This is a genomic window from Longimonas sp., from assembly GCF_040409695.1.
GTDB lineage: Bacteria > Bacteroidota > Rhodothermia > Rhodothermales > Salinibacteraceae > Longimonas.
The window spans coordinates 16,184-39,478 of sequence record NZ_JARWGJ010000081.1 but is presented as its reverse complement, the minus strand read 5'-3'; the positions used below and the strand labels follow the sequence as shown (position 1 = coordinate 39,478).

At 64.1% G+C, this 23,295-nt stretch carries 11 protein-coding genes; 10 read left to right on the top strand and 1 reads right to left on the bottom strand.

The window, feature by feature from the left end:
- Nucleotides 1-338: 338 nt before the first annotated feature.
- The 6 genes from PPP56_RS05070 (at nt 339) to PPP56_RS05045 (ending at nt 13,451) form a co-directional block, all read left to right on the top strand.
- Nucleotides 339-1,667: an efflux RND transporter periplasmic adaptor subunit gene (locus tag PPP56_RS05070; RefSeq protein WP_353562944.1), complete on the top strand. Its 1,329-nt coding sequence runs from the start codon at nt 339-341 to the stop codon at nt 1,665-1,667.
- Between the two features lie 130 nt (nt 1,668-1,797).
- A complete protein-coding gene (locus PPP56_RS05065; protein ID WP_353562943.1) occupies nt 1,798-4,881 on the top strand; it encodes an efflux RND transporter permease subunit in 3,084 nt (1,027 codons plus the stop codon).
- 123 nt (nt 4,882-5,004) lie between these two features.
- Nucleotides 5,005-8,244 (top strand): efflux RND transporter permease subunit, encoded by a 3,240-nt coding sequence (locus PPP56_RS05060; RefSeq protein WP_353562942.1) that lies wholly within the window; start codon nt 5,005-5,007, stop codon nt 8,242-8,244.
- Between the two features lie 532 nt (nt 8,245-8,776).
- Entirely contained in the window at nt 8,777-12,220 is a 3,444-nt protein-coding gene (locus PPP56_RS05055) for a UvrD-helicase domain-containing protein (RefSeq protein ID WP_353562941.1), read from the top strand.
- A 533-nt stretch (nt 12,221-12,753) separates the two neighbouring features.
- Nucleotides 12,754-13,254 (top strand): hypothetical protein, encoded by a 501-nt coding sequence (locus PPP56_RS05050; protein WP_353562940.1) that lies wholly within the window; start codon nt 12,754-12,756, stop codon nt 13,252-13,254.
- Nucleotides 13,200-13,451: a hypothetical protein gene (locus PPP56_RS05045; protein ID WP_353562939.1), complete on the top strand. Its 252-nt coding sequence runs from the start codon at nt 13,200-13,202 to the stop codon at nt 13,449-13,451. Before PPP56_RS05050 ends, PPP56_RS05045 begins: the two co-directional genes overlap by 55 nt.
- Here PPP56_RS05045 and PPP56_RS05040 read toward each other — a convergent pair.
- Nucleotides 13,448-17,020: a DUF8818 domain-containing protein gene (locus PPP56_RS05040; protein ID WP_353562938.1), complete on the bottom strand. Its 3,573-nt coding sequence runs from the start codon at nt 17,018-17,020 to the stop codon at nt 13,448-13,450. The genes PPP56_RS05045 and PPP56_RS05040 overlap by 4 nt on opposite strands.
- 458 nt (nt 17,021-17,478) lie before the next feature.
- On the opposite strand from PPP56_RS05040, the gene rimP reads away from it, so the two are divergent.
- The 4 genes from rimP to rbfA all read left to right on the top strand — a co-directional run bounded on the left by rimP (nt 17,479) and on the right by rbfA (nt 23,290).
- Nucleotides 17,479-17,952: a ribosome maturation factor RimP gene (gene rimP, locus PPP56_RS05035; RefSeq protein ID WP_353562937.1), complete on the top strand. Its 474-nt coding sequence runs from the start codon at nt 17,479-17,481 to the stop codon at nt 17,950-17,952.
- 36 nt (nt 17,953-17,988) lie between these two features.
- Nucleotides 17,989-19,497, top strand: a complete 1,509-nt coding sequence (gene nusA, locus PPP56_RS05030; RefSeq protein ID WP_353562936.1) for a transcription termination factor NusA — start codon at nt 17,989-17,991, stop codon at nt 19,495-19,497.
- An 81-nt stretch (nt 19,498-19,578) separates the two neighbouring features.
- Nucleotides 19,579-22,743, top strand: coding sequence for a translation initiation factor IF-2 (gene infB, locus PPP56_RS05025; protein ID WP_353562935.1), 3,165 nt, complete (start codon nt 19,579-19,581; stop codon nt 22,741-22,743).
- Between the two features lie 154 nt (nt 22,744-22,897).
- Nucleotides 22,898-23,290, top strand: a complete 393-nt coding sequence (rbfA, locus tag PPP56_RS05020; protein WP_353562934.1) for a 30S ribosome-binding factor RbfA — start codon at nt 22,898-22,900, stop codon at nt 23,288-23,290.
- The last annotated feature ends 5 nt before the right edge of the window (nt 23,291-23,295 follow it).

Genomic DNA, 23,295 nt, shown 5'->3' with positions numbered 1-23,295 from the left:
CCCTCTGTCTACCGACATCTCCCCCTTGGAAAAGGGGGAGAAACCCGAAGGGAGAGGGGGTTCGAACGAAACGAAGTGCGATGTCTTTTGGCTATATCATTTAGCGTCTACCTACTACCGTAGATAAATATGGACAGGTAGAGAGGTGGACGGGTGGAGGTGTCTTATAAAGCAGTCATCTTCTGGCATCTCGCCTCTTCCTGCTCTTCGGAACAGTGCAGCCCCGAGATAAACCTCTTCATGGATCTTGCATCTCTGTAGCGATGATCGTATGATAGAGTGTGTGTACCTACACATCCTTCTCATTTCATCAAAACTATTGAGATAGGCTGTACTGTATGTCGTCTTCCAGCTCTTCTACATCCGAATCAACGACCCCTGAGGCCACGCCATCCGAGGAGACCAGATCATCCGTGACTACGGGGCTGCGCCTGCAGGCGTGGCAGGTAGCGGCAGGGGTACTGCTGCTGGCGGTGGGCGGGCTCATTCTATATGGCTTCTGGCCCCGTATCACGGGCGAAACTGCTGCCGATGATCGTCCTGAAACCGAAGACGTGGCGTCGTCGGCCGCGCAGGTTGATGTGGTTGAAGTCGAGCGCATGGATTTCCCGGTGCGCACGGAGGCAACCGGACGGCTACGGCCCTGGCGCGAGGCTACCGTTAGTGCGGAGCGCGGCGGGGTGGTGCGCGAGCGTGCCATAGAAGAGGGGCAACGCATCGGCGAGGGCGCGCTTCTCGTGCGTGTCGACGACCGCGACGAGCGGATCGAACTGGCTGAGGCGGAAGCCGATCTTATACAGGCGCGGGCCGAGTACGCTGTAAATACCCGCGAAGCGGGGGTTCGGCAGGTGGCGGATACGAGCGCCGTCGCCGACCTGCGCGAAGCCCTCCGCGAGGCCGAAGCGGCATTTGACCGCGGCGACGCCTCGCGCGCTGAGGTGCAGGCGCTGCGCCGCGAGCTGGAGCTTGCGCAGATGCGTGCCGGGCTCGACCGCAGCGCGGTGCAGGCCGCTACGTACGGACTTACCCAGGCGGAGCAGCGCGTAGAGCGCGCCCGCCTGCAGCTGGAACGCACGCGCATCACGGCGCCGTTCGCTGGGCGCGTGGCCGACCTGGAGGCGGAAGCCGGGCAGCGTGTTGCCGCGGGCGAGATGATCGCACGCATTCTTGACGATCGACGCATGAAAGTGACTGTCAACGTGCTTGAGGAAGACCTCGTGCGCATCAACGAGGGGGCCACGGCGCAGGTGCACGTCCCGGCCCTCAACGGCAACAATGGTCGCGTTGAAGGCACGGTCTACTCGGTTAACCCGCGCGTCGACGAGGAGCGCGGCACGGGGCGCGTTACCGTGCGCATCCCCAACCCTGAAGGCCAGCTGCTGGCCGGACTCTTTGCGACCATCCGCCTCGAAACCCATCGCCTGAGCGATCGCATCGTGGTACCCACCGACGCAGTGCTCGTTCGGCAGGGGCGCGACCTGGTCTTTGTCGTGCGTAACGAACGTGCGCAGTGGACCTATGTCGAAGTGGGAGCCCGCTCGGGGGACTTCGTGGAGATCGTAGATGGACTGCAGGAAGGCGATCGCGTTGCGATAGATGGGCATTTCGCCCTGGCGCACGATGCCCCGGTAGAAGCCAGTGATCCCGTTCCGCTCGCAATGCCCTGAACGCTCGCATCCCCCTTGTGCCCTCTGTGCGCCCCCTTATGTGCCCCCTGTGTGCCCCCACGCGATGCACGTGTCTGAGCTGGAGCGTAGGGAGCCATGGCCTGCTCGCTAACCGATACGTCCCCCTCCCATGAGATCGTTTATCCGCCTCTGCCTGAATCGTCCTGTAGGCGTTACGGCTGCGTGTATTCTGGTTGCGGTGCTTGCCACAGCAGCGATCGTGCGGCTGCCGGTAGCGCTGCTGCCCGACCTGGGCTACCCGGCGCTCACGGTCTGGACGCCATACCCGGATGTGCCACCCGACCGCGTGGAGCGGAGCGTTACCGAGCGCATTGAGGGCGCTGTGTCGGGCACACAGGGGCTGCAGCGTGTTACAGGGCGCAGTCAGCTGGGAGGGAGCCTTGTAGAGCTGCGCTTCGGGTGGAACGCAAACCTTGACCTGGCGCTGCTGGAGGTGCGCGAGCAGATCGACCGGCTGGGCAACGCGCTCCCCGATGAAGCCGAGCGCCCGGTGGTGCTACGGGTCGACCCGAGCGAGCGGCCCATCATGATGCTGGCTCTTCGCGGGGCAGCACGCGACGACACAGAAACCCGCGCTGTGGCCGACGACCGGGGCGACTGGCAGGACCTCTCGCAGCTCCGGCAGATCGGGCGCGAGGTGGTGGCGCGGCGCCTGGAGCAGCTGGCGGGGGTGGCACGCGTACGGGTCACGGGCGGGCACGAGCGGCAAGTAGATGTGAACATCGATCCTGACCGCATGGCCCGGTACGGCATCAGTGTGGGCGACGTAGGACGGGCGCTGCAGCAGGCGAACGCTGCGCTCTCGGGCGGACAGATTCGGCGTGGGCCCTTCCGGTACGCCGTTGAGGTCAGCGGCGAGTTCGAGTCGCACACCGATATCGCCGAAACGGTTGTTACGCGTGCCGGGCCCACGCCCATTCGGGTACGTGATATTGCCGAGGTGCGGCCTTCGGTGGAAGAGCGGCGCGGGCTCGTTCGCCTGGATGGCCGCGAATCGCTCTTGCTGCTGGTTGAGCGCACCCCCGATGCCAATACGGTACAGGCTGCCGAAGCTGTGCGCACGGCCCTGGCACCGCTTGCGTCTGAACTGTCTGGCGTAGCGCTTGACGTGGTGGTCGACGAAAGCGTCTTCATCGAAGAGGCCATCGGCGGCGTCACACAGGCGGTGCTGGTAGGTGGACTGCTTGCTATTCTTGTGCTGTTCGGCTTTCTGCGTCGCTGGCGTGTGGTGGCGGCGATCGGCGTGGCGGTGCCGCTCTCGCTCGGCCTAACGCTCATCGGCTTCGATCTGCTTGGCGTGTCGTTCAACCTGATTGCGCTGAGTGGATTGGCGCTTGGGGTGGGGCTGCTGGTCGACAATGCAATTATCGTCGTCGAAAACATCGCACGTCTTCGCGAGGCCGGACGCAGCGCCATAGAGGCGGCCTACGAAGGCACGGCCGAGGTAGCAGGAGCTATCGCTGCCAGCACCCTCACGACCATCGCGGTCTTCCTGCCCATCACGCTCGTTGAAGGGCTGGCCGGGCGCCTCTTCCGCGATCAGTCGCTGGCCGTTGTGGTGGCGCTGCTGGCATCGCTTCTTGTTGCGCTGGCAGTGGTGCCCGTCATCATGAGCCGCGACCAAAATACCGAGGCCAAGGGGCTCGGTCTGGGCTTGCAAGGCTTGCTGGGGGGATACGAACGTGGACTGCAGTGGTGTCTGGATCGCCCCAAATCCGTACTGATGGGTGCACTGGTTGTCTGTGTGGGGGCGGGTGCGCTGGCGCTCGTCCTGCCCCGCGAGGTTGTGCCGTCGGCCGACCAGGGGCGGGTGCAGGCGCATCTCACGCTTGCATCGGGGGCCGACCTACCGCTGGTGAGCGAGCGCGCGGCCCGCCTCGAAACCGCGGCCCGCGATATGGGGCTGGCGCGCCACGTGCTGGCCGACCTCGGCGAGCGCACCACCGCCCGCCTCGAACTCGACCCGCGACCGCCCTACGAGGGCGACCTCACGTTCATCCTTGCCGACGACGTGTCGGCCCCTGCCGCGACCGCCCGCCTCGAAGCGCTCGACCTACCGGGCGATATGACTGTAGATGTACAGCCCGCGCAGACGCAGCTTGAGGCGCTGCTTGTGGCCGGAGGCGCTGAGCTTACCATCGACCTGGTGGCCGATGAGCAGCGCCCCCGGCCCGCACTCATTGAGGCGGCGACCACGGCGCTGCAGCAGCAAGAGGCCCTTGCGGGGGTGCAGCGCGCCGAAGCGCAAGACGTGCCTGGGTACCGGCTCCATCTGCGGCGCGATAACATGGCGCGCTTCGGGGTGTCTTCGGCGCAGATCAGCGATCAGCTGGAGGCCGGGGCCCGCGGACGCCGGGCCAGCGAGCTGCGTCAGATCGGGGAAGAGATCCCTATCATGGTGCGTACCCGGCAGGCTACGACCATCGACGACCTGCTGGGGCGCCTCATACCCACAGCGAACGGACTCCTGCCGCTGCACCTTTTTGTGGAGGCGGAGCGCATCGCTCTGCCCGCGGCCCTCACGCGTATCGACCAGACGCCGGTAGCCCGCATCACGGCCGGTGTGGCGTCGGGCTACGACCTGCGGCGCGCGCTCAACGCAATCGACACGGCGCTCACGCCCGTGCTGGCCGACGTGCCGCGCGCTCGCCACACGGTGGGCGGGGCCAGTACGGCGTTTCAGGAGGGGCTTACCGCGGTGGGGTGGAGCCTGCTGCTGAGCCTGCTGCTGGTCTACCTGATCCTGACCGCACAGTTTGAGCGCCTGCTGCAGCCGTTTGTCATCCTGGCGGCGGTGCCCCTGGCGGCGGCGGGCGTGGTGGCGGTGCTGGGCGTAACCGGGCAGACTATCAACCTGATGAGCATGACCGGATGTGTGGTGCTGGTCGGGATCGTGGTGAACGACGCGATCATCAAGGTCGACTTCATCAATCAGCGGCTGGCCCGGGGCATGGACCTGCGCGCTGCAATCACTGCAGCAGGAAAGGCGCGCGTGCGCCCCATTCTCATGACGACGGTTACGACCACGCTGGGGCTGCTTCCGCTTGCGCTGGGCTTCGGAGCAGGGGCCGAGCTGCGCGCGCCGCTGGCTATCGCCATTGTGGGGGGGCTGCTTAGCGCAACGATACTTACGCTGTTTGTGGTGCCCGTGCTGGCGCAGAGCGTGGCACGGATCGCCGGTACGGCCCGGTAGGCCCAAGCGCGAAGGGCGTCCTGAACGCCTATTCATTGACACCGAGCGACATGCCTTCCTGTACAGGTGCCTGAGCATACGTAGTAGAACGAACGGTTCTCGATACACGTCCATCCCTGACCTATGCATACGCGCATCGCATCCCTCTTAAACCGGCCGGTTGCCATTATGGCGTGGGCCATTGCGCTGCTGCTGGCGGGCAGCTGGGCGGCAACTACCGTGCCGCTGGAGTGGGTGCCGCAGGTGGAGCTGCCGGTGGTGCGGGTGAGTGCGTCGTGGCCAGGGGCGTCGCCGCGCGCGATGGAGCAGCACGTGACGGCGCCGATCGAGCGGGCGGGGCAGGCCGTGGAGGGTACCGCCCGGGTGCAGAGCTTGTCGCGCGAGGGGAGCACGGTGGTGACGCTTGAGGTGGGTGAGGAGGTTGATCTGGGGGCGTACGTGGCGCGGCTTAACGAGCAGCTGGCGCTGGTGCGCCGCGACCTGCCCGACCGCGTTACGCCACGCCTCACCAAGCAGATTCCGGAAGAGCTACGCGACGAACAGGGCTTTATGACGCTACAGCTCATCGGTCCGCAGACCCCGGGTACGCTGCGCCGCTGGGCCGACGACCAGCTTGCGCCGCAGCTCAGCGGAATCTCGGGGGTGGCTGATGTGGTGGTGCAGGGGGGCACCGAGCGGGAGGTGCTCGTTACGCTCGACCCCGACCGGCTGGCGGCCTACGGACTCGAAGCGGGGGCCATGCAGGCGCGCCTCGCCGATGCGCTCACCGACCGGGTGTACGGACGGCTGCGCGGGGGCGGCGAGTCGGCCCTGCTGCTGAGTCCGGCCGAGGAGTCGGTGGCAGCGCTGCGCCAGGTGATAGTGCGCGGGGCCCGTGACGTGTCGGGCGGACAGGTTACGCCCATCCGTCTCGGCGACATTGCGCAGGTGCAGCGCGGCCCGGCTCCACGCCGCTCCATCAGCCGGATCGACGGGCAGCCCGTGGTTACGCTCACGCTCGATCGGGCCCCGGCGAGCCACATGCTGGAGGTGGCGCGCAGCGTGCAGATGCAGCTACGCGAGATGGAGCCGCTCCTGCCCGAAGGAGCCCGCCTGGTCGTGGCCGACGACCGCAGCGAATCGGTGCGGGCCGAGCTGCGCGACCTGCAGTGGCGGGGCGGACTCGGACTGGTGCTCGTGGCCCTGGTGCTGCTGATGATGCTGCGCAGCGTGCGGTCGGTTGGCATCGTGCTGTTTAGCGTGGCAGTGGCGCTGGCAGTGGGGATTGCGCTGATGGGGCCGCTCGGTCTTACGCTGAACCTGCTCACGCTGGCCGGACTCGTGCTGGTGTTCGGTATCCTGGTCGACAACAGCGTTGTGATGGTCGAGCAGCTGATGCTGCAGCGCGACCGCCTGTCGGTGCGGGGGCTTTCAGGTATGGAACTGGAGGTGGAGGCAACCCGCGCTTCCTTGAAAGCAGTGTGGCTGCCGCTGGTAGGGGGCACATGCACCACAATGGCCGTGATGGCGCCGCTCGTCTACCTGAGTGGCGAACTGCGTACGCTCTTCCTTCCGTTTGGTATCTTGACTGCCGTTACCCTGGCCGCCTCGCTCGTTACGGCGGCGCTTGTAGTGCCCGTGATGGGGCGCTGGCTGCCGCCGCCCGAGCCGTCGTGGCGCCTGCCTGTGTGGGTGCGCGCAGTGCTGCGGTGGCCGTTCTGGGGCGCAGCGCGCCTGCCCGCCACCACCAGCATCGCGCTGCTGCTCCTGCTCGGCACGCCGCTCTGGCTGCTGCCGACCCAGATTGAACCCGGCGACGACGAAACGAGTCCGCAGGCCCGTCTGGCGGGGGTCTACAACGCGACTGTTGGAAGCGACCTCGTGCAGGATGCCCGCGACTGGCTCGACCCTGCCCTGGGCGGGGTGGCACGCATCTTTTTCGAGACCACCGACTTTGGCGATCAGTGGAGCTTCGACACCCGCCCCAGCGTGCGGGTGAGCCTGGGGTTTCCGCCAGGCAACCCCATCCACCGGGCCGACTCGCTGATGCAGCGCTTCGAACAGGTGGCCCTGGCCTCCGAATCCGTCGAACGCACCATCACCCGCATCAGCGAACGCTCGGCCACCATGCAGGTGCAGTTCTACGAGCCCGCCCTGCAGACTGCCGAGCCCTATATCGTGCGTGAGGAGCTCATCCAGCAGGCCGTCCTGCTGGCCGGCATCCGCGTGTCGGTGGGCGGATTGCTGCCGCAGGGCTACTTCAGCGGGGTGGGGGGGATGGCTTCGGGCTTTACTGTCGAAGCGCGCGGGTCGAACTACGATGATCTCGAAGCCCTCACCGAACGCTTCGCCGACCGCCTGCGGGCGGGCAGCCGCCGCGTCGCCTCCGTCAATACAAATGCAGGGCGCGGCTTCGGGCGCCGTACGCCCCGCGAGGTGCTGCATCTGGACTGGCGCGCCGACGCTACCGTTCGTACCGGACTCCGCGCGCAGCACATCGCACGGGAGCTTCGGCCCGTGCTCTCCACGCGCTTCGCGTCGCTCTTCGCCGACCTCGACGGCGACGTGCGCCTGCCCTTGCGCATCGTGGTCGACGGCGCCGAGGAGATCGACATCGACACCTTTATGGACCGCCCGCTGCCCGTGACCGACTCAACGCAGGTGAAGCTCAAAAGCGTGAGTGCCTACGAGGTAGAAGAAGTGCCCAGTCATATCGAGCGCGAAGACCAGCAGTACAAGCGCTATGTACGCATCGATTTTCGGGGGCCGAGCCGCATGGGCAACGAATACGTGAACAGCGTTATGGAGGGCTTTCAGACGCCGCCCGGCTACCGGCTTGAACGCAGCCAGAGCTTCTTCTTTACCGAAGAAACCCAGCAGGCCTTCGGATGGGTGCTGGCCGCTACGGTGCTGCTCATCCTGCTCGTTACCGCTATCGTCTTCGAGTCGTGGCGGCTGCCTGCGCTCATCCTGCTAAGCCTGCCGCTGGCCGCCATCGGGCTGGCCGTCGGCTTCTGGTGGGCCGACATTGCTTTTGCGGAAGGCGCCTTCATCGGCACCGTGCTGCTCGTAGGCATCGCCGCCAACGACGCGATCCTGCTGGTCGACCGCTACCGCCAGCTCCGCGAGGCGCGTCCACACGGGCGCCCCTCAGTGCTCGTGCGGCTGGCGGTGCGCGAGCGCCTGCGTCCGATGTGGACGACCACGATCTCCACCTGCGTCGCGATGCTGCCGCTGCTCGTCTTTCCCGCCGACAACGACTTCTGGATGGGCCTGGCCGTCACCGTTACGGGCGGACTCCTCGCGGCCACGCTGCTCGCTCCGCTGGCCACCGTCGCGCTTGTAGCGCTGCCCGAGCGCTGGCGGCGCAGCCCGTCCGCGTAGCGAACGTGCGCACGGCAATCCTGCGCGCGGCAATCCTGCGCGTGTGGGCATCCAACAGCATGGGTTTAGGGGAAAGCGGGCGTACACGCCCCGGTAGACAGACCGATGCGGCCCAGGACCGGAGGGCAGCGGCCCGTAGCTTGTGATCGCATGGGCGCCCCCTCTCGGCCTTCGCTCCGGCACGTATTGCCGTTATTGCAATTAAAGATCATCTGGCGGTGCCCATCCCCCTTTGTCGCTACGCAACATTTCCTCCTTCGCGCAAGAGGAAACCCCGAACCGCGCAAGAGAATGGGGGAGGTCAGTACGGCGTATTCGGCCCCAAAGCCATCAGCAAAGGAAAAAGAAGAAACCTGCACATGCCGTCAAGTAGGAGATGGGTTCCGTCGGATGCCATTCAGCGGCTCTCGCGGCGTCGTCTGTTCCTCCGACATCCTTCTCTGTCTGCCGAGCTTTGCCGGGTATGTGGAACGCAGCAGGGGAGTAGTTCATGCAAGTTCTTTGCTTATTTGTATTCAGATCGTCCACTCCCATGCCCCAGGTTGCTTTATCTTCGCATCTGGTAGATACGCTCAACGCACTGCCCGAGCGCGAGCATAAGCGGGTCTTGGATACGCTGGAGAAGATCCACTACGACCACTTCGACAGCGGGCTGCGCGTCAAGAAGCTCCAGTCGCGGCCCGACGTGGCCGTCTGGGAGGCACGCGTGAGCGACGCCGCCCGCCTGCTCTTCACGTACGGACGCCACGCCGACCGCCGCAACGAAAAGCCGGTGCTTACAGCGCACTGCTGGACGGTCGTCTTCGACCATGACGATGTGCCCCGTGTGCTGCGCCGCAAGGAGTTCGATGTGCCCGACGCGATGCAGTGGATCCTGGCCGACGAGCTCGACGCGTGCACCTGGACAGCCCCCACGCCCGACAACCCCGCCGCCAGCCTTGACGCAATCGAACGCGACTTTCCGGAAACCAACCGGTGGGATGCGTACGCGGCCCTCTCGTCTGAATATGAGGCGGTGCTTAGCGCGCCTCCCGAGAACCTGCCGTGGTATCTCGAAAATCATGTCGCCTTTGAGGCCTGGGCCGATGCCGAAGAGATTCCCGCCGAGCTGATCCTGTCGGATGAGCAGGTTCAGCTGCTGCACGAGCCGCTTCCCACATTTCTGAACGGTCCGGCAGGTAGCGGAAAGACCACGCTGGCGCTCTACCGCTTGCTGGTGATGCAGGAGACCGACCCTGAGGCCGATCTGGCCTTCGTGACGCATAACCCGCGCCTCGTGTCGCACGCCAAAGACCTCTACAACGCACTGCCTACGCGCCCCGAAGATGCCAACCCGGTCGATTTCCGGACCTACCAGTCGCTGGCTGCCGAAACGCTCGACCTAAACGTGCGCAGCCTGCAGTACTGCCAGGCCAACCCCGAACAGCTGCGCTTCTTCTTGAGCCGTCACCCGCTGAGCAGCGCCGAAAAGCAGCTGTTCGCGACCGACATCCGTGCGGTCGTAAAGGGCATGCTGCCCATCCAGTCCACGCCCGCCCGGGCCGAAGACGTATGCACGCTGCTCCCGCGCACCGTCTACTGCCGCGACATGCCCGACACGTGGTCGGCGGTGCCGCGCCGCAAGCGCGCCGAGGTGCATCGCCTGGCCGAGCAGTACCACGCCTCGCTGCAGGAGCGCAATCGCCTCGACGACCAGGACATCGCCACGCGGGCGCTGCGCCGCCTGCTCGACGGCACCAAGCCGCGCCGCTACGACGCGCTGGTGCTCGACGAGGTGCAAGACCTGACCGAGAAGCAGCTGCGTGTGGCGCTGGCTACGCTCAAAGAGGGATGCGAGCAGCAGATGCTCCTGGCGGGCGATCCGACGCAGGTGCTGGGCGGATCGGGCTTCGGGTGGCGCATGCCGCGCGCGATCTTTCACGAGCGCCGCTGGGAGGCGCCCAAGCCCTACACGCTTACGCGATCGTACCGCGCCAGTGCGCCTACGCTGCGCCTCCCCCAGGCCCTGGCCGACCTGCTCAAAGAGGAAGGAGGCGACGTGGTCGCCCTCGACCCCGAGCAGGCGCGTCCGCTTGGGCCGCCCCCCATGCGCACCGCCCCCGACCCCGCGATCGACGAGGCGCTCTCGCAGGCGCACCCCGAAGTGCTGATCCTGACCGAGAGCGAGTCGGAGGCCGAGGAGCTTCGGGAGCGCTGGGGCCATCCGCTGGTATGGACCGTCGCCGACGCGAAGGGGCTGGAGGCGGACCACGTCGTGCTCTACCAGCTGGACGACCGCCTCGTGCATCGTCCGGGAGCGGCGCCGGCGGAGCGCAAGGCCGCGCGCCAGCAGAACCGGCAGACGCTGCGCACGCACTATGTGGCCGCCACGCGGGCACGGCGTAGCGTAACCGTTGTGGCCGACCCGCACCCGGCAGGATCGCTATGGGAGGCCGAGGCCGTGTCGCGCACCGTGGGCACGATCGACGCCTTTCGGGCGCCCTGGGAGGGCGATCCCTCGCAAGAAGAATGGCGCAAGCGAGCCGGCTACTACCGCGACCGCGAGCACTGGCTCGCCGCCGCCGAGTGCTATCGCAAAGCCGCAGCCCCCACGTGGGCCGCGATCTGCGAGTGGATGAGCACCCGGCGCACCCCCGACGCGGGCATATCATCCGAGCAGATGGCAACGTGGACCTCCGAAGGCGCGCTTTCCGAGTCGCAGGCCCGGTTCCTGCTCGACTATAACGCCGCGTGCAACGACCGTTCGTTTCGCATCCACCTGCTGCAGGCAGCGGGCCGCACCGCCGAAGCGGACGCGCTGCAGGCCGAACACGACGCGGCGACCGGGCGCTGGGCCCGTGCTGCGGACTACTACCGCGACCACGACCGGCTCTCTGAGGCGGCGCGGCTCTATGAGCAGGCCGAGGCGTGGCATGCGGCGGCTACGTGCTACCAGAGCCTGGAGCGCTGGGCGGCGGCGGCGCGCTGCTACGAGCACGACACGCAGTGGCTCGACGCAGCCCGCTGCTGGCGCTCCGACAAAGCGTGGGAGAAGGCCGCGCGGTGCTTCTCCGAGGCCCGGGCCTGGACCGACGCGGCTACCTGCTATCGCGAAATAGGCGCGTGGGCGGAGGCCGCCGACTGCTACCAGAAAGCGGGCGACCAGGTCGCTGCTGCGCAGTGCTACCGCACGATTGGCGCCTGGCCCGATGCCGCCGCGTGCTATCGGGCGGCCGGTCGCGAAGACGACGCGGCTGCCATGCAAGCTGAGCACGACGCCGAGGAGGGGCGCTTTGTAGCGGCAGCCGATTACTTTCGGGCGCAGGACCTGCTCACCCGGGCGGCCCCGCTCTACGAGGACGCCGAGCAGTGGACCGATGCTGCGATGTGCTGGAGAGACGCCGAGGTATGGTCCGATGCGGCGGTCTGCTTTGAGCAGGCAAAGGCGTGGAAGAAGGCCGCCGCCTGCCACGAGCAGGCAGAGGCCTGGGCCGACGCCGCTGCGTGCTACGAGCGCGCCGAAGCGCTTGCAGATGCGGGGCGCTGCCATCGCCTGCTTGAAGGCTGGACAAGCGCCGCCCGCTGCTATGACGATGCCGGGTCTGATATCTGGGCAACGACCTGCCGTGCGCTTGATGAGCACGACGATCCGGCTGAGGTGCTCAGCACCATCCGGATGCAAGCGGAAGCGTTGCCGACCGACATTGCCCGGTTTTTGATTGACCAGGGGCTTGACCGCGAGGTGGAAGAAGAGATCCTTGTCACATGGCTACGCCGCTGGGCGGGGCAGGAAGTCAACGGTGCGGCCGTTGCCGAGATCGACGGACAGGATACGGCGCTCTCGTATACCGGCGGCGGATGGTACGAGATGACTACGTGGGACCCCGAGGAGGGGCTGACCCACGAGAAGATACAGGGCACCGACCAGCTGCCCGAAGCCCTGCAGCAGCAGGCCGCCGAGGCGCGTCGCCCAGAGAACCTGCCAAAGAAAGGATAGGCAGGAGCAGGGCGTGATCCCACGCACACGGAGCCACAGATTGCCACTCTTTGGTTCCGTTATTGCAAATGAACATTACCTACAAATCGAGGGCAGCAATCAGCAGGTAATGGCTTACAAGACGGTTTCCGGCGAGCTCTTGGGACCAACAGCGTGCGCCCCAATCACTAACTGGTCCAGCTATTTCATTTCGCTCCAGCAGGTGACCGTTGTAAGCATAAGTATCGTCACACGTCTGTTTTGAGCATGCACTGCTCCGTTCATGCATTGTCATCTTGAGCGCAGCGGCTCCGCCAAGGAGACGCAGAGTCGGACACGAGCGAAGCGAGATCCCGGATCAGATCCGGGACAGGCGAACGCAGTGAGTAAAGATCTCCTTCGAAATGAGCAGGGCTGCTGGGGGGCATAGCTGCTGAACTCCGCGGAGAGGGTTCGACTGCGGCCACCTCCGTCGGCCTTCGCTCACCATGACAGGTGGTTTGTTATTATCATCGGGCGGGCTGTTACTCCCCCCTGAACTCCAACATTGACACGTGACTTCACTTAATTGGTCTGGCGACAACAAAAAAGCCACTGCGATGAGTATGCAATCACCTCCAACTGAATTCTCCTCAATGCCAGAAGACACAAATCCCAAAGAGCAACTGCAGTTGACCGTTGTGGATAAAGTCGTTCTCGGCCTGGCACTGCTGCGTATTGATAAAGATGGGACCGAGGATGTGTGGGGAATTCGCTGGGCCAAACTCGGTCTTGGAGGAATGCTTATTCTGTATCTCCGGTTGCTTGATCTCTACTTAGTTGGCTGGGATATTCCTTTTAAAACTGGTTTTGTTATGACCCTTATGCAAGGGGCTTTGCTGCTACCGCTGATTTACCTCTTTACCCATTCGTCCAAAGACCTTCAGCAGGCTTTGCTGTCTCAGTCTGAACGGCGAACGTGCAAGATATGGGCAGGTGTTTTCTTCGGAACGGGGTTTTTATGGTTTGTGATACCTCTTCTACTTATGATATTTGGAGTTATACCCTTACACTAACTGTACCCCTGGACTACTACAACGTCCTCTTCCCCAGCGGCACCCCCGTCGGGCGCTTTGTAGGCGGAGCCGAAAGCGAGCACCGCTACTACCACACCGACCACCTGGGCTCCACCCGCGCGGTGACCGACCCAAGCGGGCAGGTCATCGAGCGCCGCGTCAGTTGCAGCTCCCGCGTGTTCCTAACGCGTCCTTAAAACGTAGCGGTAAGCTCAACCTGAAACGTGTGGATCACATCCGCATCGGCGGGGGCGCGGCCGTTGTAGCGGAGCGAGCCCTGCAGCAGATCCGAGAACACGTAGCGTCCGCGCAGCTCCCACAGGAACGAGGTGCCGGGTCCCCGGCCCTCCGTCAGCTCAAACAGCGCCAGCCCCTGCGCCTCGCCGGTAAGCGCAACATGCGCGGCCTCCAGATCACCGGTAAGCTGCGCCTGCCGTGCCTGCCGCCAGGTTGCTTCGGTGGGGAGGCGCCACACTGTAGCCTGCCGCTCGCCACGGCGATCGTTTCTGCGCGCCCAGGTTGGCCGCACGCTCACCTGCAGGGCATCGGTCACGTCAAGCTGCGACTCCGGACGCAGCGTCCACGACCGGATGTCGTAGCTGCGCGATCCGAAGGCGCTGCTCGCCGAGCGATCCGTTCCCGTCGACAGGCGCAGGCGGAGCGTCCATGGGCGCACCGGACGCCAGCGAGCCTGGGTGCTCCACGTCTGCCGAAAGCGCGTCTCGCTGCCGGCCGAACGCTCATCCAGCTCGCGCTCCTGCGTCCACGACAGCTCGCCTCCCGCGCGAGACCGCCCCGGAAACAGCTCCAGCGTCTGCCGCCAGTCGATGCGTCCGTTTAGCGTCTCTCCGGGCCGGCGGTACGTGCTCGGGTCGAGCAGGTAGACCCGCACAAGGTTGGGCGATTCGGTGGTCTCCTGAATGCGCACCTCGCCCCGATGCTGCACCGCCGACAGCGCCCGCTTTAGCGCTGAACGGCTGTCGCCCCATACCCGGCTCGGGTCCAGACGCAGCTGCAGCCGCGCCTCTACGTTGGCCACCGGCACAAGCGAGTCCGACGGTACAAACGAGCGGATGTATTCGCCCTCGCCCGGCGTGGTTTCGGGGATGAACTCATCCACCTGCGCAATGCCATCGTCGTTCGCATCCACCCAGACAAACTGTCCCAGCTCCGGCCCCACACGAATAAACGTCTCCTGCAGCGTGGGCGTGCGCTCGGTGCGTCCCTCATAGAACGCCTGCACGTCCACCGCCCGCTGCCAGCCGGTGGTCGACGCCTCAGCCTGGGCCAGAATCGTTTCGCTGTCGGCGGCCTGCCGATTTACCCGAAAGAACTCGCGCACGCTGCGCGACCGGTACGCTCCCCGCAGGTTCAGGCGCGTGGTGCCAGGCCCGTCGTAGGCTGCCTCCGTCTCCACCTGCCAGGCCTGCGCCGCCGGATCGAGCGTCCCCTCGGCGCCCTCGCGCTCGGCTCGCAGCCCGCCGCCCAGGCTGAGTGCCCAATGCGTTGGGGTATAGCGGATGCGAGGCGTAACCTCCCACAGCTGGAACGACGCATCGGTGAGTGCCTCCTCGCCAATGGGGCGCTGGGTACGCCGCTCGAAGCGTCCGTCTACTTCGGGAGTCCAGATGCGCGCTGAGGGGCCGGCCAGTCGCACGGTCTGGCGCACCCAACGTCCGCGCTCGCCCTCGGCGCGGGCGCTGCGGATCCACTCGCCGGTGTACCGGGCCTGCCCCCCAGACTCCCGCTGATAGCCGGCCGTGCCCTGCCAGCGGGTGCTCTCAAACAGGTCGCCGATGGCATAGCGGCCCCACTCGCCGGACAGCTGGGCGGCATCAGAGGGGGCCCAGGTGCCGGACACTGCATCGATCGACTCGCGCCCGCGGTTGCGCAGGTCGGTGGGCAGCTCCGCGCCGGTGCGGTCCAGGTTCCAGCGCCGGTTGAACTCGACCGACCGTCCGCGCTCGAACGGTTCGAACCGGGCCGCTCGCGCCTCGCGCTCGTACGACGCCTCGACCGTGCCCAGCTCCTGCCCGCCGACCGATAGCGCCGTCGGGTCGGTGCGAATGCGCATGCGGTAGGCGTCTCCCTGTGTGCGTGCGTCCGGGTCAGACGAGAACCGGTTCACGTCTACCTGCGACTGTGCCCAGTGGCCCGACAGATGCACGCCGGGTAGGGGCTCGGCGCGGGCCCGTAGATCGACGACCTGCCGCTCTTGCGGACGGGGCAGGGGCCGTTCGGGTACGTAGCGTCCCTCGCCCGGCCCCACATACGTGTAGGCAATTCCGTTCTGCTGTGGGCGCCCACGCACGTAGCTGCCGCGGGCCGGACCCACGCGCGTGAACTGCACCCGAAAGACCGGCTCACCCTCAGCGGGGCGTTCGGTGAGCGCTACAAAGATCGTATCGGATGCGCCGTCGGGTGCGGAGACGACGTCTTGCCGGTATTGCACGAACGGCGCTTCGGGGTCGAACTCGACGCGAGTGGCGCCGCTGCGTGTTACGTCGTTGGGGCCTGCCTCGGCGAGGGCGACCGAGTCGGCGGGCGAGAGGCCCAGTGCCGCCGCAAAGTCGCCGCCGTCGGCCTCTCGCAACACCGTAGCACCTACTTCAAGGCGTGGGGAGCCGTCGGAGCGGTGCCACAGTCCCGCCTTGGCCTCGGCGCCGAGGAGCGAGCGCGTGAACGGCGTAGCGGTATACTGAAACTCAACCGTGATGCGCCGGTCGGCGGTGATGATCCGGTTCGTGGTGAAGGTGATCTGGCTACGCGCGTAGTCGATGACGTAGTCGTTGGTTTCGCCGCGTTCGAGGCGCTCGCCATCCAGAAAGACCCGCTCCGACCCTGCCGTGATCACGATAAACGGCTCCCCGTCGCGTCCACGCAGGCGGTACGGCCCCTGTACGCCGTCTTCGGCGGGGATGTCCTGCCGCTGAAAGATGCCCCGCGACACTGCACCGACGGTCTGCCCCTCTACACGCACCGGTCCGGCGCTGACCGGGCGGCTGGTGAGCTGGGCGCCCTGCAGGAGACGCTCGTACGAGGCAAACGGGCTGGCCTGGAACGAAGCTTCGATGTCGCCCAGCTGTGCAGTGCCCGGCGGGGCATCGATCTCGATGAAGACCCGGTCGAAGTCGCTCAGGCGCTGCGTGGTACCATCGGGCTGTATGGGCGTATCCTGGTCGGTGAGGGTTGCGCGGACGAACACGTCGTCGGTGAGGTCGCCTTCGAGGTCGAGGCGCAGGCCCGATTCGAGGCGGGCATCGCGCTGCGAGCCGCCAACGATGCCCCGCGAGATGGATCCGCTGCGACTGAGGCGCACGCCTTCAAACGGGTCGTAGGCCGGTGGAGGGGCATCAGAATCGTCGGGGGAGAGGAGCGCATCCGGGGTCGGCGTGGCGTCCGCATCCTCCTGCGGCAGTGCTGATGTAGCGCTTACGGGCCAGCGGCGGTAGGTGAGCACCAGCTCACTGTCGGGGGAGAGGGGTGGGTCGAAGCGGAGCGTGGCGGCGTCGAGGTCGAGGGTGTAGCGGCCAGATTCGGCTTCTTCGCCGTTGACCCACACGGTTACGGTGCCGGGCTGGATGTAGGAAGGGATCGGGTAGGGGAGGGGCTGGAACGTATCGACGGTGTCGCGCTCCAGCGTCAGGTGCTCGAAGACGAGCGTCGAGTCGCGCTCCTGCGCCTCGGCGGTGTTGGGCAGGCCCCATGCTGCTACGACAGCTGCAAGCAGAAGCGCCAGGCATTGAGTGGCAGGAGGGCGTTGCATGAACGGAGGACCGTGAAAAGGAGGCGTAGAGCAGCGGGCTACACATGCGTCACACATGCGCTGCATACGTACCTTGCTGCGCTGGGATGGATTCGCGGGGCCGGCGTCGCTGTGTGAATGTATGCGAATGTATGCAGATCGCTATAACTGTGTATAAAGGAGATGCGACACAGAAACAACCTGTAAGGGGGTACGTTGCTACCTTCCACTGAGACAAAGAACCCGCCGCGCTTGTTAGCGCGGTGCCCTCGGGGTGGCTTGTGTAGCCGCCCTTTTTTGTTGTAGGGTTCTGACTTTTTACAGGGTTCTGGTTTCAGCGGGGTTCCGACGCCGGGCCTGTCGCTGTTTGGGCCAGCAAGGTTGGCCAGCAAGACGCCCGTGCTGCACGGCCAGACACACGATTATCTAATACCTGATGACGACGAAGCCGCCATAGATTCGGCTTCTCCTATACGGACATGGAAACGAAACCAACATCGCTACAGGGACAAGTGCGCGCAGTGGTGCAGTCGGTACTGCGCCCGACCGAGTACTTCCTGGTTGACCTCAACATACGGGGGCACCGGGGTACGCGTGTCATCGAAATCTTTGTGGATGGCGACGATGGTATCGGGCACGACGATCTGGCTGCGATCAGCCGTGACGTTGGGTTTGAGCTGGAAGTGGACGACGTAGTGCAGGGCGCATACACGCTCGACGTGTCGTCGCCCGGCATCAAACGGCCGCTCACCGCGCCGCGTCAGTACCAGAAGAACGTTGGCCGCTCGTTACGCATTAAGTACGAAGATCCGGATGACGGATCTACACAATACGAAGTGGTTTCGTTAATGGCCGCCGATGATGAACAGATTACCGTAGAGCTGCCCTCGGGCGATTCTATAACGCTGCCATACGACGCGATCGAGCGTGCCAAGATCGAGTTGCCCTGGTAACCCACACCCTCTTCATGCAACCACAGCCTACCGATTATGCGAAGTGCTGATCTCGTTTCTTCATTTGGAGAGATTGCCCGCGTCAAAGACATTGACCGGGCAACGCTGCAGATCATTGTCGAGGATGTGATTAAGGCGATGATTGAAAAGCGGTTCGGCGCTGACGAGGCGTTTGAAATCATCTTCAACCCGAACCAGGGCGACATCCAGGTTCTGCACATTCAGGAGGTGGTTGACGACTGGGATCTGGTCGATCCGGTTACCGAAATCGAGTTGAGCGACGCACAGAAGGTCGACCCGGATGCTGAAGTGGGCGACGACCTGGCCAGCGAGATGGATATCGAGGAGTTCGGGCGACGTGCCGTGATGACGGCTCGCCAGACCTTCCAGCAGCGCATTCGCGACCTTGAGAAAGAGCAGATCTACAACGAATACTCCGAGATGATCGGGGAGATCGTTGTGGGAGAGGTGCGCCAGATCCGCCGCCGCGAGACGCTGTTGGTGCACGAGGAAAGTGTTGAGATGTCGCTGCCTGCGCGCGAGCAGATTCCTGATGATAAGTACCGCAAGGGGGATATGCTGCGCGCCGTTGTGAAAGAGGTGCGCCGCGATTCCGGGAGCGACCCCCAGGTTGTAGTAAGCCGGGCCGACGAAACGTTCATGGAGCGGCTCTTCGAGATTGAGGTCCCCGAGGTCTACGAAGGAATTGTTGAAATCAAGAAAGTGGCCCGTATTCCTGGCGATCGCGCAAAGGTGGCCGTTACGAGTCATGACGAGCGGGTCGACCCGGTTGGTGCCTGTGTCGGCGTGAAAGGCGTGCGTATCCACGCTGTGGTGCGTGAGCTGGCCGACGAAAACATCGATGTGATGGAATGGTCGGACGATCCGCAGACACTCATTAAGCGTGCTCTCTCGCCGGCAGAGCCTGTGCGGGTGAAGATCAACACCGAGGTCGACCCGCCCCGAGCCCGGGCCGAGGTCGTGGCCGACGAGGTTAGCCAGGCGATTGGTCGCAAAGGCGTTAACATCAAGCTGGCCGTGCAGCTTACGGGGTATGAGATTGACGTCTACCGTGAGATTCCGGCTGATGAGGAAGATATCGAAATCGAAGAGTTTGCCGATGAGCTCGACGCTGAAGTAATCGAGCAGCTTAAGGCGATTGGCTGTGACTCTGGTAAGGCGGTACTTGAGCTGTCTTCCGGTGCCATTGCACGTCGCACGCCGCTCGATCGCGACACGGCCCAGCGCGTGCTCGACGTGGTACGGGCAGAGTTCCAGCGCGGGCCTACCGTGCCGGACTTCCTGGCTGAAGGGGCCTTCCGGGTCGAGGCCATGGAAGATACGACACCAGACGAAGTGACCGCCGGCGCGCTTTCGGGCGACGTTGAAGCCGATGCAGACGACGTTGAAACGGAACCGGCAGATGAGGCGTCTGATGCACCAGTGGATGCCGAGTCGGGCGACACAATCGATGAGGAGCAGGGTGAGGACCACGACGCCACCACGCCCGTTACACCCACTCAACCATCTTCTGAATCAACCTGATAGACTGGCCTCCCATGCAAACTGCGTAACTACCAGCGTTCGGCCCCGGGTGAGGGGCATTGAGTAACATAACACCACTTTATGGCGACGACTGAAAAACAAGCATTCAAAAAGAAGAAACTGTTCCGCGTAGCGCAGGAACTCAATATCTCGACCGACCGGGTTGAGGAGTTCCTCACGGAAGAGGGATATGAAGATGCTCTGTCGGGGTCGGGCCTTACGGCCAAGATTACCGACGAGGAGGCATATCTTGTGCTGCGTGAAAGGTACGCCGATGATGCCGAAGCGGCCGAGCGGATCCGCGAACTGCGGGCTCGTGACGCCGACGAAGGGGTTGATCGCGACGAGGTGGCTTCTATCGAAGAGGAAGAGGAAGAGGGCGCCGAGGTGGCCGCAGTGCCTGAAGAGGCGGAGGCAGCTTCCGAAGCAGATGCGGACGAGGCTTCGTCCGAGCCCCCCTCTGTTGAAGAGCCCTCCACAGAGCCCGATACAGCGGAGGCCCCAACGGCAGAGGCGTCGGCGACCGAGGCTGAGGCATCGCCTGAGCTTGAGGAGCCCATCGCAGAGGAGGAAGAGCCCGACGACGGAGTCATCCGTGCGAAAGATGCTACCAAGAACAAGGGGCTGCGTGTTGTTTCCGATGATGCCGACGGTGATGCCGCGAAAGAGCCTGCAAAAGAAGCGCAGGCATCTGACGTGTCCGATGTAAGCGAACCCGAGGCTGAGGCGCCTGAAACTGAAGTGCCGGAAGACGTGCCGGTAGCGGAAGCGGCCTCTGAAGACGCTCCGGAAGACATCCAGGAAGACGCCTCCGAGACTGAGGCAGTTGCGGAGTCCCCCGAGGTTGATGAGACCGTTGATGCTTCGGTTGCAGCGCAGGAGTCGTCCGAAGAAGCAGCCAGTGATGCAGCCTCAGCGGACGAAGCGGCTGGAGACGCGGTGGCCGACGCAGCAGACCAAGACTCTACGACGTCCGATGCAGTTGCCGAAGAGGCTGCCGACGAGACCACGGCGCAGGATGCGGCTGACACAGAAGAGGCTGAGGAAACAGCAGACGCTGTGGCCGATGCTGATTCAGAGGCAGCCAAGTCCGGAGAAGCTGAAGACGAAGCTGAAGGCAAAGAAGAGGGAGATGGGACCCTTAAAGCAAACCGGTACCGTCTTACAGGTACACAGGTCGTGGGGAAAGTTGACCTCTCGAAAATGCGTCGCCGCAAGCGTAAGCGGAAGCGTAAGAAGAAAGAGAAAAAGGAAAAGAAGCAGCGCGAGAAAAAGCAGAAGCAGCAACAGAAGCAGAAAAAGCAGAAGCGAAGCAAGCGCAAGAAGAGCCGGAAGCCGAAAGAAGAGGACGTCGAGAAGACGATCCAAGAAACGCTTCAGGAGCTCGAACAGGGCGCAAGTCGCGCACGCCAGCGTCGCCGTCGCCGTCGTCGCCAGCGCCACGAAGAAGAACGCAAGCGCGAGCGTGAGCGCAAAGCTGAACAGGAAAGTGTGCTTCGCGTGACGGAGTACGTCTCTACCGGTGAGCTTGCCAACCTGATGGGCGAGCCGGTCAAAGAGGTCATCGCGACGCTCTTCGATGCCGGGATGATGGTATCCATCAACCAGCGTCTGGACCGCGACACCATCGAGTTTATCGCGGCGGAGTATGACATGGACGTCGAGTTTATCGACGAGTTCAGCACCGATGCAATCGAGGTTCGCGAAGACGACCCTGAAGACCTGGAGCCACGCGCACCGGTTGTGACGGTGATGGGGCACGTCGATCACGGTAAGACATCGCTTCTTGACTATATCCGTAGCGCCAACGTGGTTGCAGGAGAGGAAGGAGGCATTACGCAGCACATCGGCGCCCACCAGGTTAACTTGTCTGATCAGGAAGGGTCGATTACCTTTCTGGATACGCCGGGGCACGAGGCCTTTACGGCGATGCGTGCTCGCGGTGCGAAGGCAACCGACATTGTGATTCTGGTTGTTGCTGCCGACGATGCGGTTATGCCGCAGACGATTGAGGCGATTAACCACTCGCAGGCTGCGAATGTACCGATCGTGGTAGCCATCAACAAGATGGATAAACCCGAAGCCGACGCGCAACGCGTGAAAGCCGAACTTGCCGAGCACAACGTGCTCGTTGAGGAGTACGGCGGAAACGTCCAGTCGGCCGAGGTATCTGCCGAGACCGGGCAGGGCATTGACGACCTGCTTGAAAAGGTTATCTTGCAGTCTGAACTGCTTGAACTGAAAGCAAACCCCGACCGCGAAGCCGATGGTGTGATCATCGAAAGCCGCCTTGAGAAAGGACGCGGCAACGTGGTTACGGTGCTCGTGCAGAACGGGACGCTCGAAGTGGGCGATCCGTTTGTCGCTGGCATGTACAGCGGACGCGTGCGTGCTATGTTTGACGAACGCGACAACCGCGTCGAAGAGGTGGGGCCGTCGCAGCCAGCTCTGGTGCTGGGCTGTAACGGCTCGCCGGAGGTGGGCGACCAGTTTGTGGTGCTCGACGACGAGAGCGAAGCGCGCGACATTGCGCAGAACCGCCAGCGGATCCACCGCGAGCAGGAACTGCGCCGCAAGAGTCAACTGTCGCTCGACGAAATCGGGCGTCGCCTCTCGACTGGAGAGTACAACGAGCTCAACCTCATCGTCAAAGCCGATGTGGGCGGCTCGGTTGAAGCGCTGGCTGATGCGCTTCTCAAACTCAAGACCGACGAAGTGGCTGTGCGCATCATTCACAGCGGCGTGGGCGCGATCAACGAAAGCGACGTTATGCTTGCCCGTGCCTCTGAAGCGGTCATCATTGGCTTCCAGGTGCGTCCTACATCGGGAGCCCGCGAGGCCGCCAAGCGCGAGGAGGTCGACATCCGAACCTACTCGATTATTTATGCAGCCATCGAAGACGTGCATGACGCGCTCGAAGGGATGCTTAGCCCCGAGAAGCGCGAAGAAGTCAAAGGCCGCGCCGATGTCCGAGAGATCTTCAAGGTGCCTGGTGTTGGAACGGTAGCGGGCTCATACGTCACCGACGGTGTTATCAGCCGCGATCACCGCGTTCGGGTACTCCGCGAAGGCGTTGTTGTCTACGAAGGCGAGCTCGAATCACTCAAACGCTTCCAGGATGACGTGAAAGAAGTTAAGACCGGATACGAATGTGGTATCTCGGTTGAGAACTTCGACGACATCAAGGTCGGCGACGAGTTCGAAACCTACGTTGTCGTTGAAGAGCGTCGTACGCTCGAAGTCTAACGGCTCCGCATCCAATACTGCTCTGCAGCACGCTGTGCCTGTCTGTGACCCCGCCCACGATTTGGTGGTACGCAGACAGGCACAGACCCGTCAGGGCGACTGCTCGGGAGAGCACCCTGCCTTCTTCGCACTCTTGAAGCTTGCTTCTTTTCTTATGAGCATACGAACCGAACGCGTCGCTGAGCTAATCCAGCAAGAGGTAGCGCAGATCTTACAGCAAGACTACGCGGAACGCCTCACGCCCATGGTCACGATCACCGACGCACGCGTCACGAAAGATCTCTCTATCGCGTACGTGTACGCAAGCGTGATGGGCGATACCGAGGCCGAACGAAAAGCTACGTTCAAGCAGCTTGAGGCGTTGAGCGACGAGGTGCGCAGCACGCTAGCCTCCCGTATCCGGCACCAGCTGCGTACCGTGCCAGAGGTGCGCTTCTTCCTGGACGAGTCGCTCCAGCGGGCCAAGCGCATGGAAAACCTGTTCGACCGCATCCGGGCGGAGCGTGAGCGACGCCTGTCGGATTCCGACGCTGCCGATCCGGCGTAGTATAA

What these genes read in the sequence shown, in the direction of transcription:
- PPP56_RS05070 (WP_353562944.1), top strand. Translation starts at nt 339, where the DNA reads ATGTCGTCTTCCAGCTCTTCTACATCCGAATCAACGACCCCTGAGGCC.
- rbfA (WP_353562934.1), top strand. Translation starts at nt 22,898, where the DNA reads ATGAGCATACGAACCGAACGCGTCGCTGAGCTAATCCAGCAAGAGGTA.
- nusA (WP_353562936.1), top strand. Translation starts at nt 17,989, where the DNA reads ATGCGAAGTGCTGATCTCGTTTCTTCATTTGGAGAGATTGCCCGCGTC.
- PPP56_RS05065 (WP_353562943.1), top strand. Translation starts at nt 1,798, where the DNA reads ATGAGATCGTTTATCCGCCTCTGCCTGAATCGTCCTGTAGGCGTTACG.
- PPP56_RS05060 (WP_353562942.1), top strand. Translation starts at nt 5,005, where the DNA reads ATGCATACGCGCATCGCATCCCTCTTAAACCGGCCGGTTGCCATTATG.
- PPP56_RS05045 (WP_353562939.1), top strand. Translation starts at nt 13,200, where the DNA reads ATGGTTTGTGATACCTCTTCTACTTATGATATTTGGAGTTATACCCTT.
- rimP (WP_353562937.1), top strand. Translation starts at nt 17,479, where the DNA reads ATGGAAACGAAACCAACATCGCTACAGGGACAAGTGCGCGCAGTGGTG.
- infB (WP_353562935.1), top strand. Translation starts at nt 19,579, where the DNA reads ATGGCGACGACTGAAAAACAAGCATTCAAAAAGAAGAAACTGTTCCGC.
- PPP56_RS05040 (WP_353562938.1), bottom strand. Translation starts at nt 17,020, where the DNA reads ATGCAACGCCCTCCTGCCACTCAATGCCTGGCGCTTCTGCTTGCAGCT.
- PPP56_RS05055 (WP_353562941.1), top strand. Translation starts at nt 8,777, where the DNA reads ATGCCCCAGGTTGCTTTATCTTCGCATCTGGTAGATACGCTCAACGCA.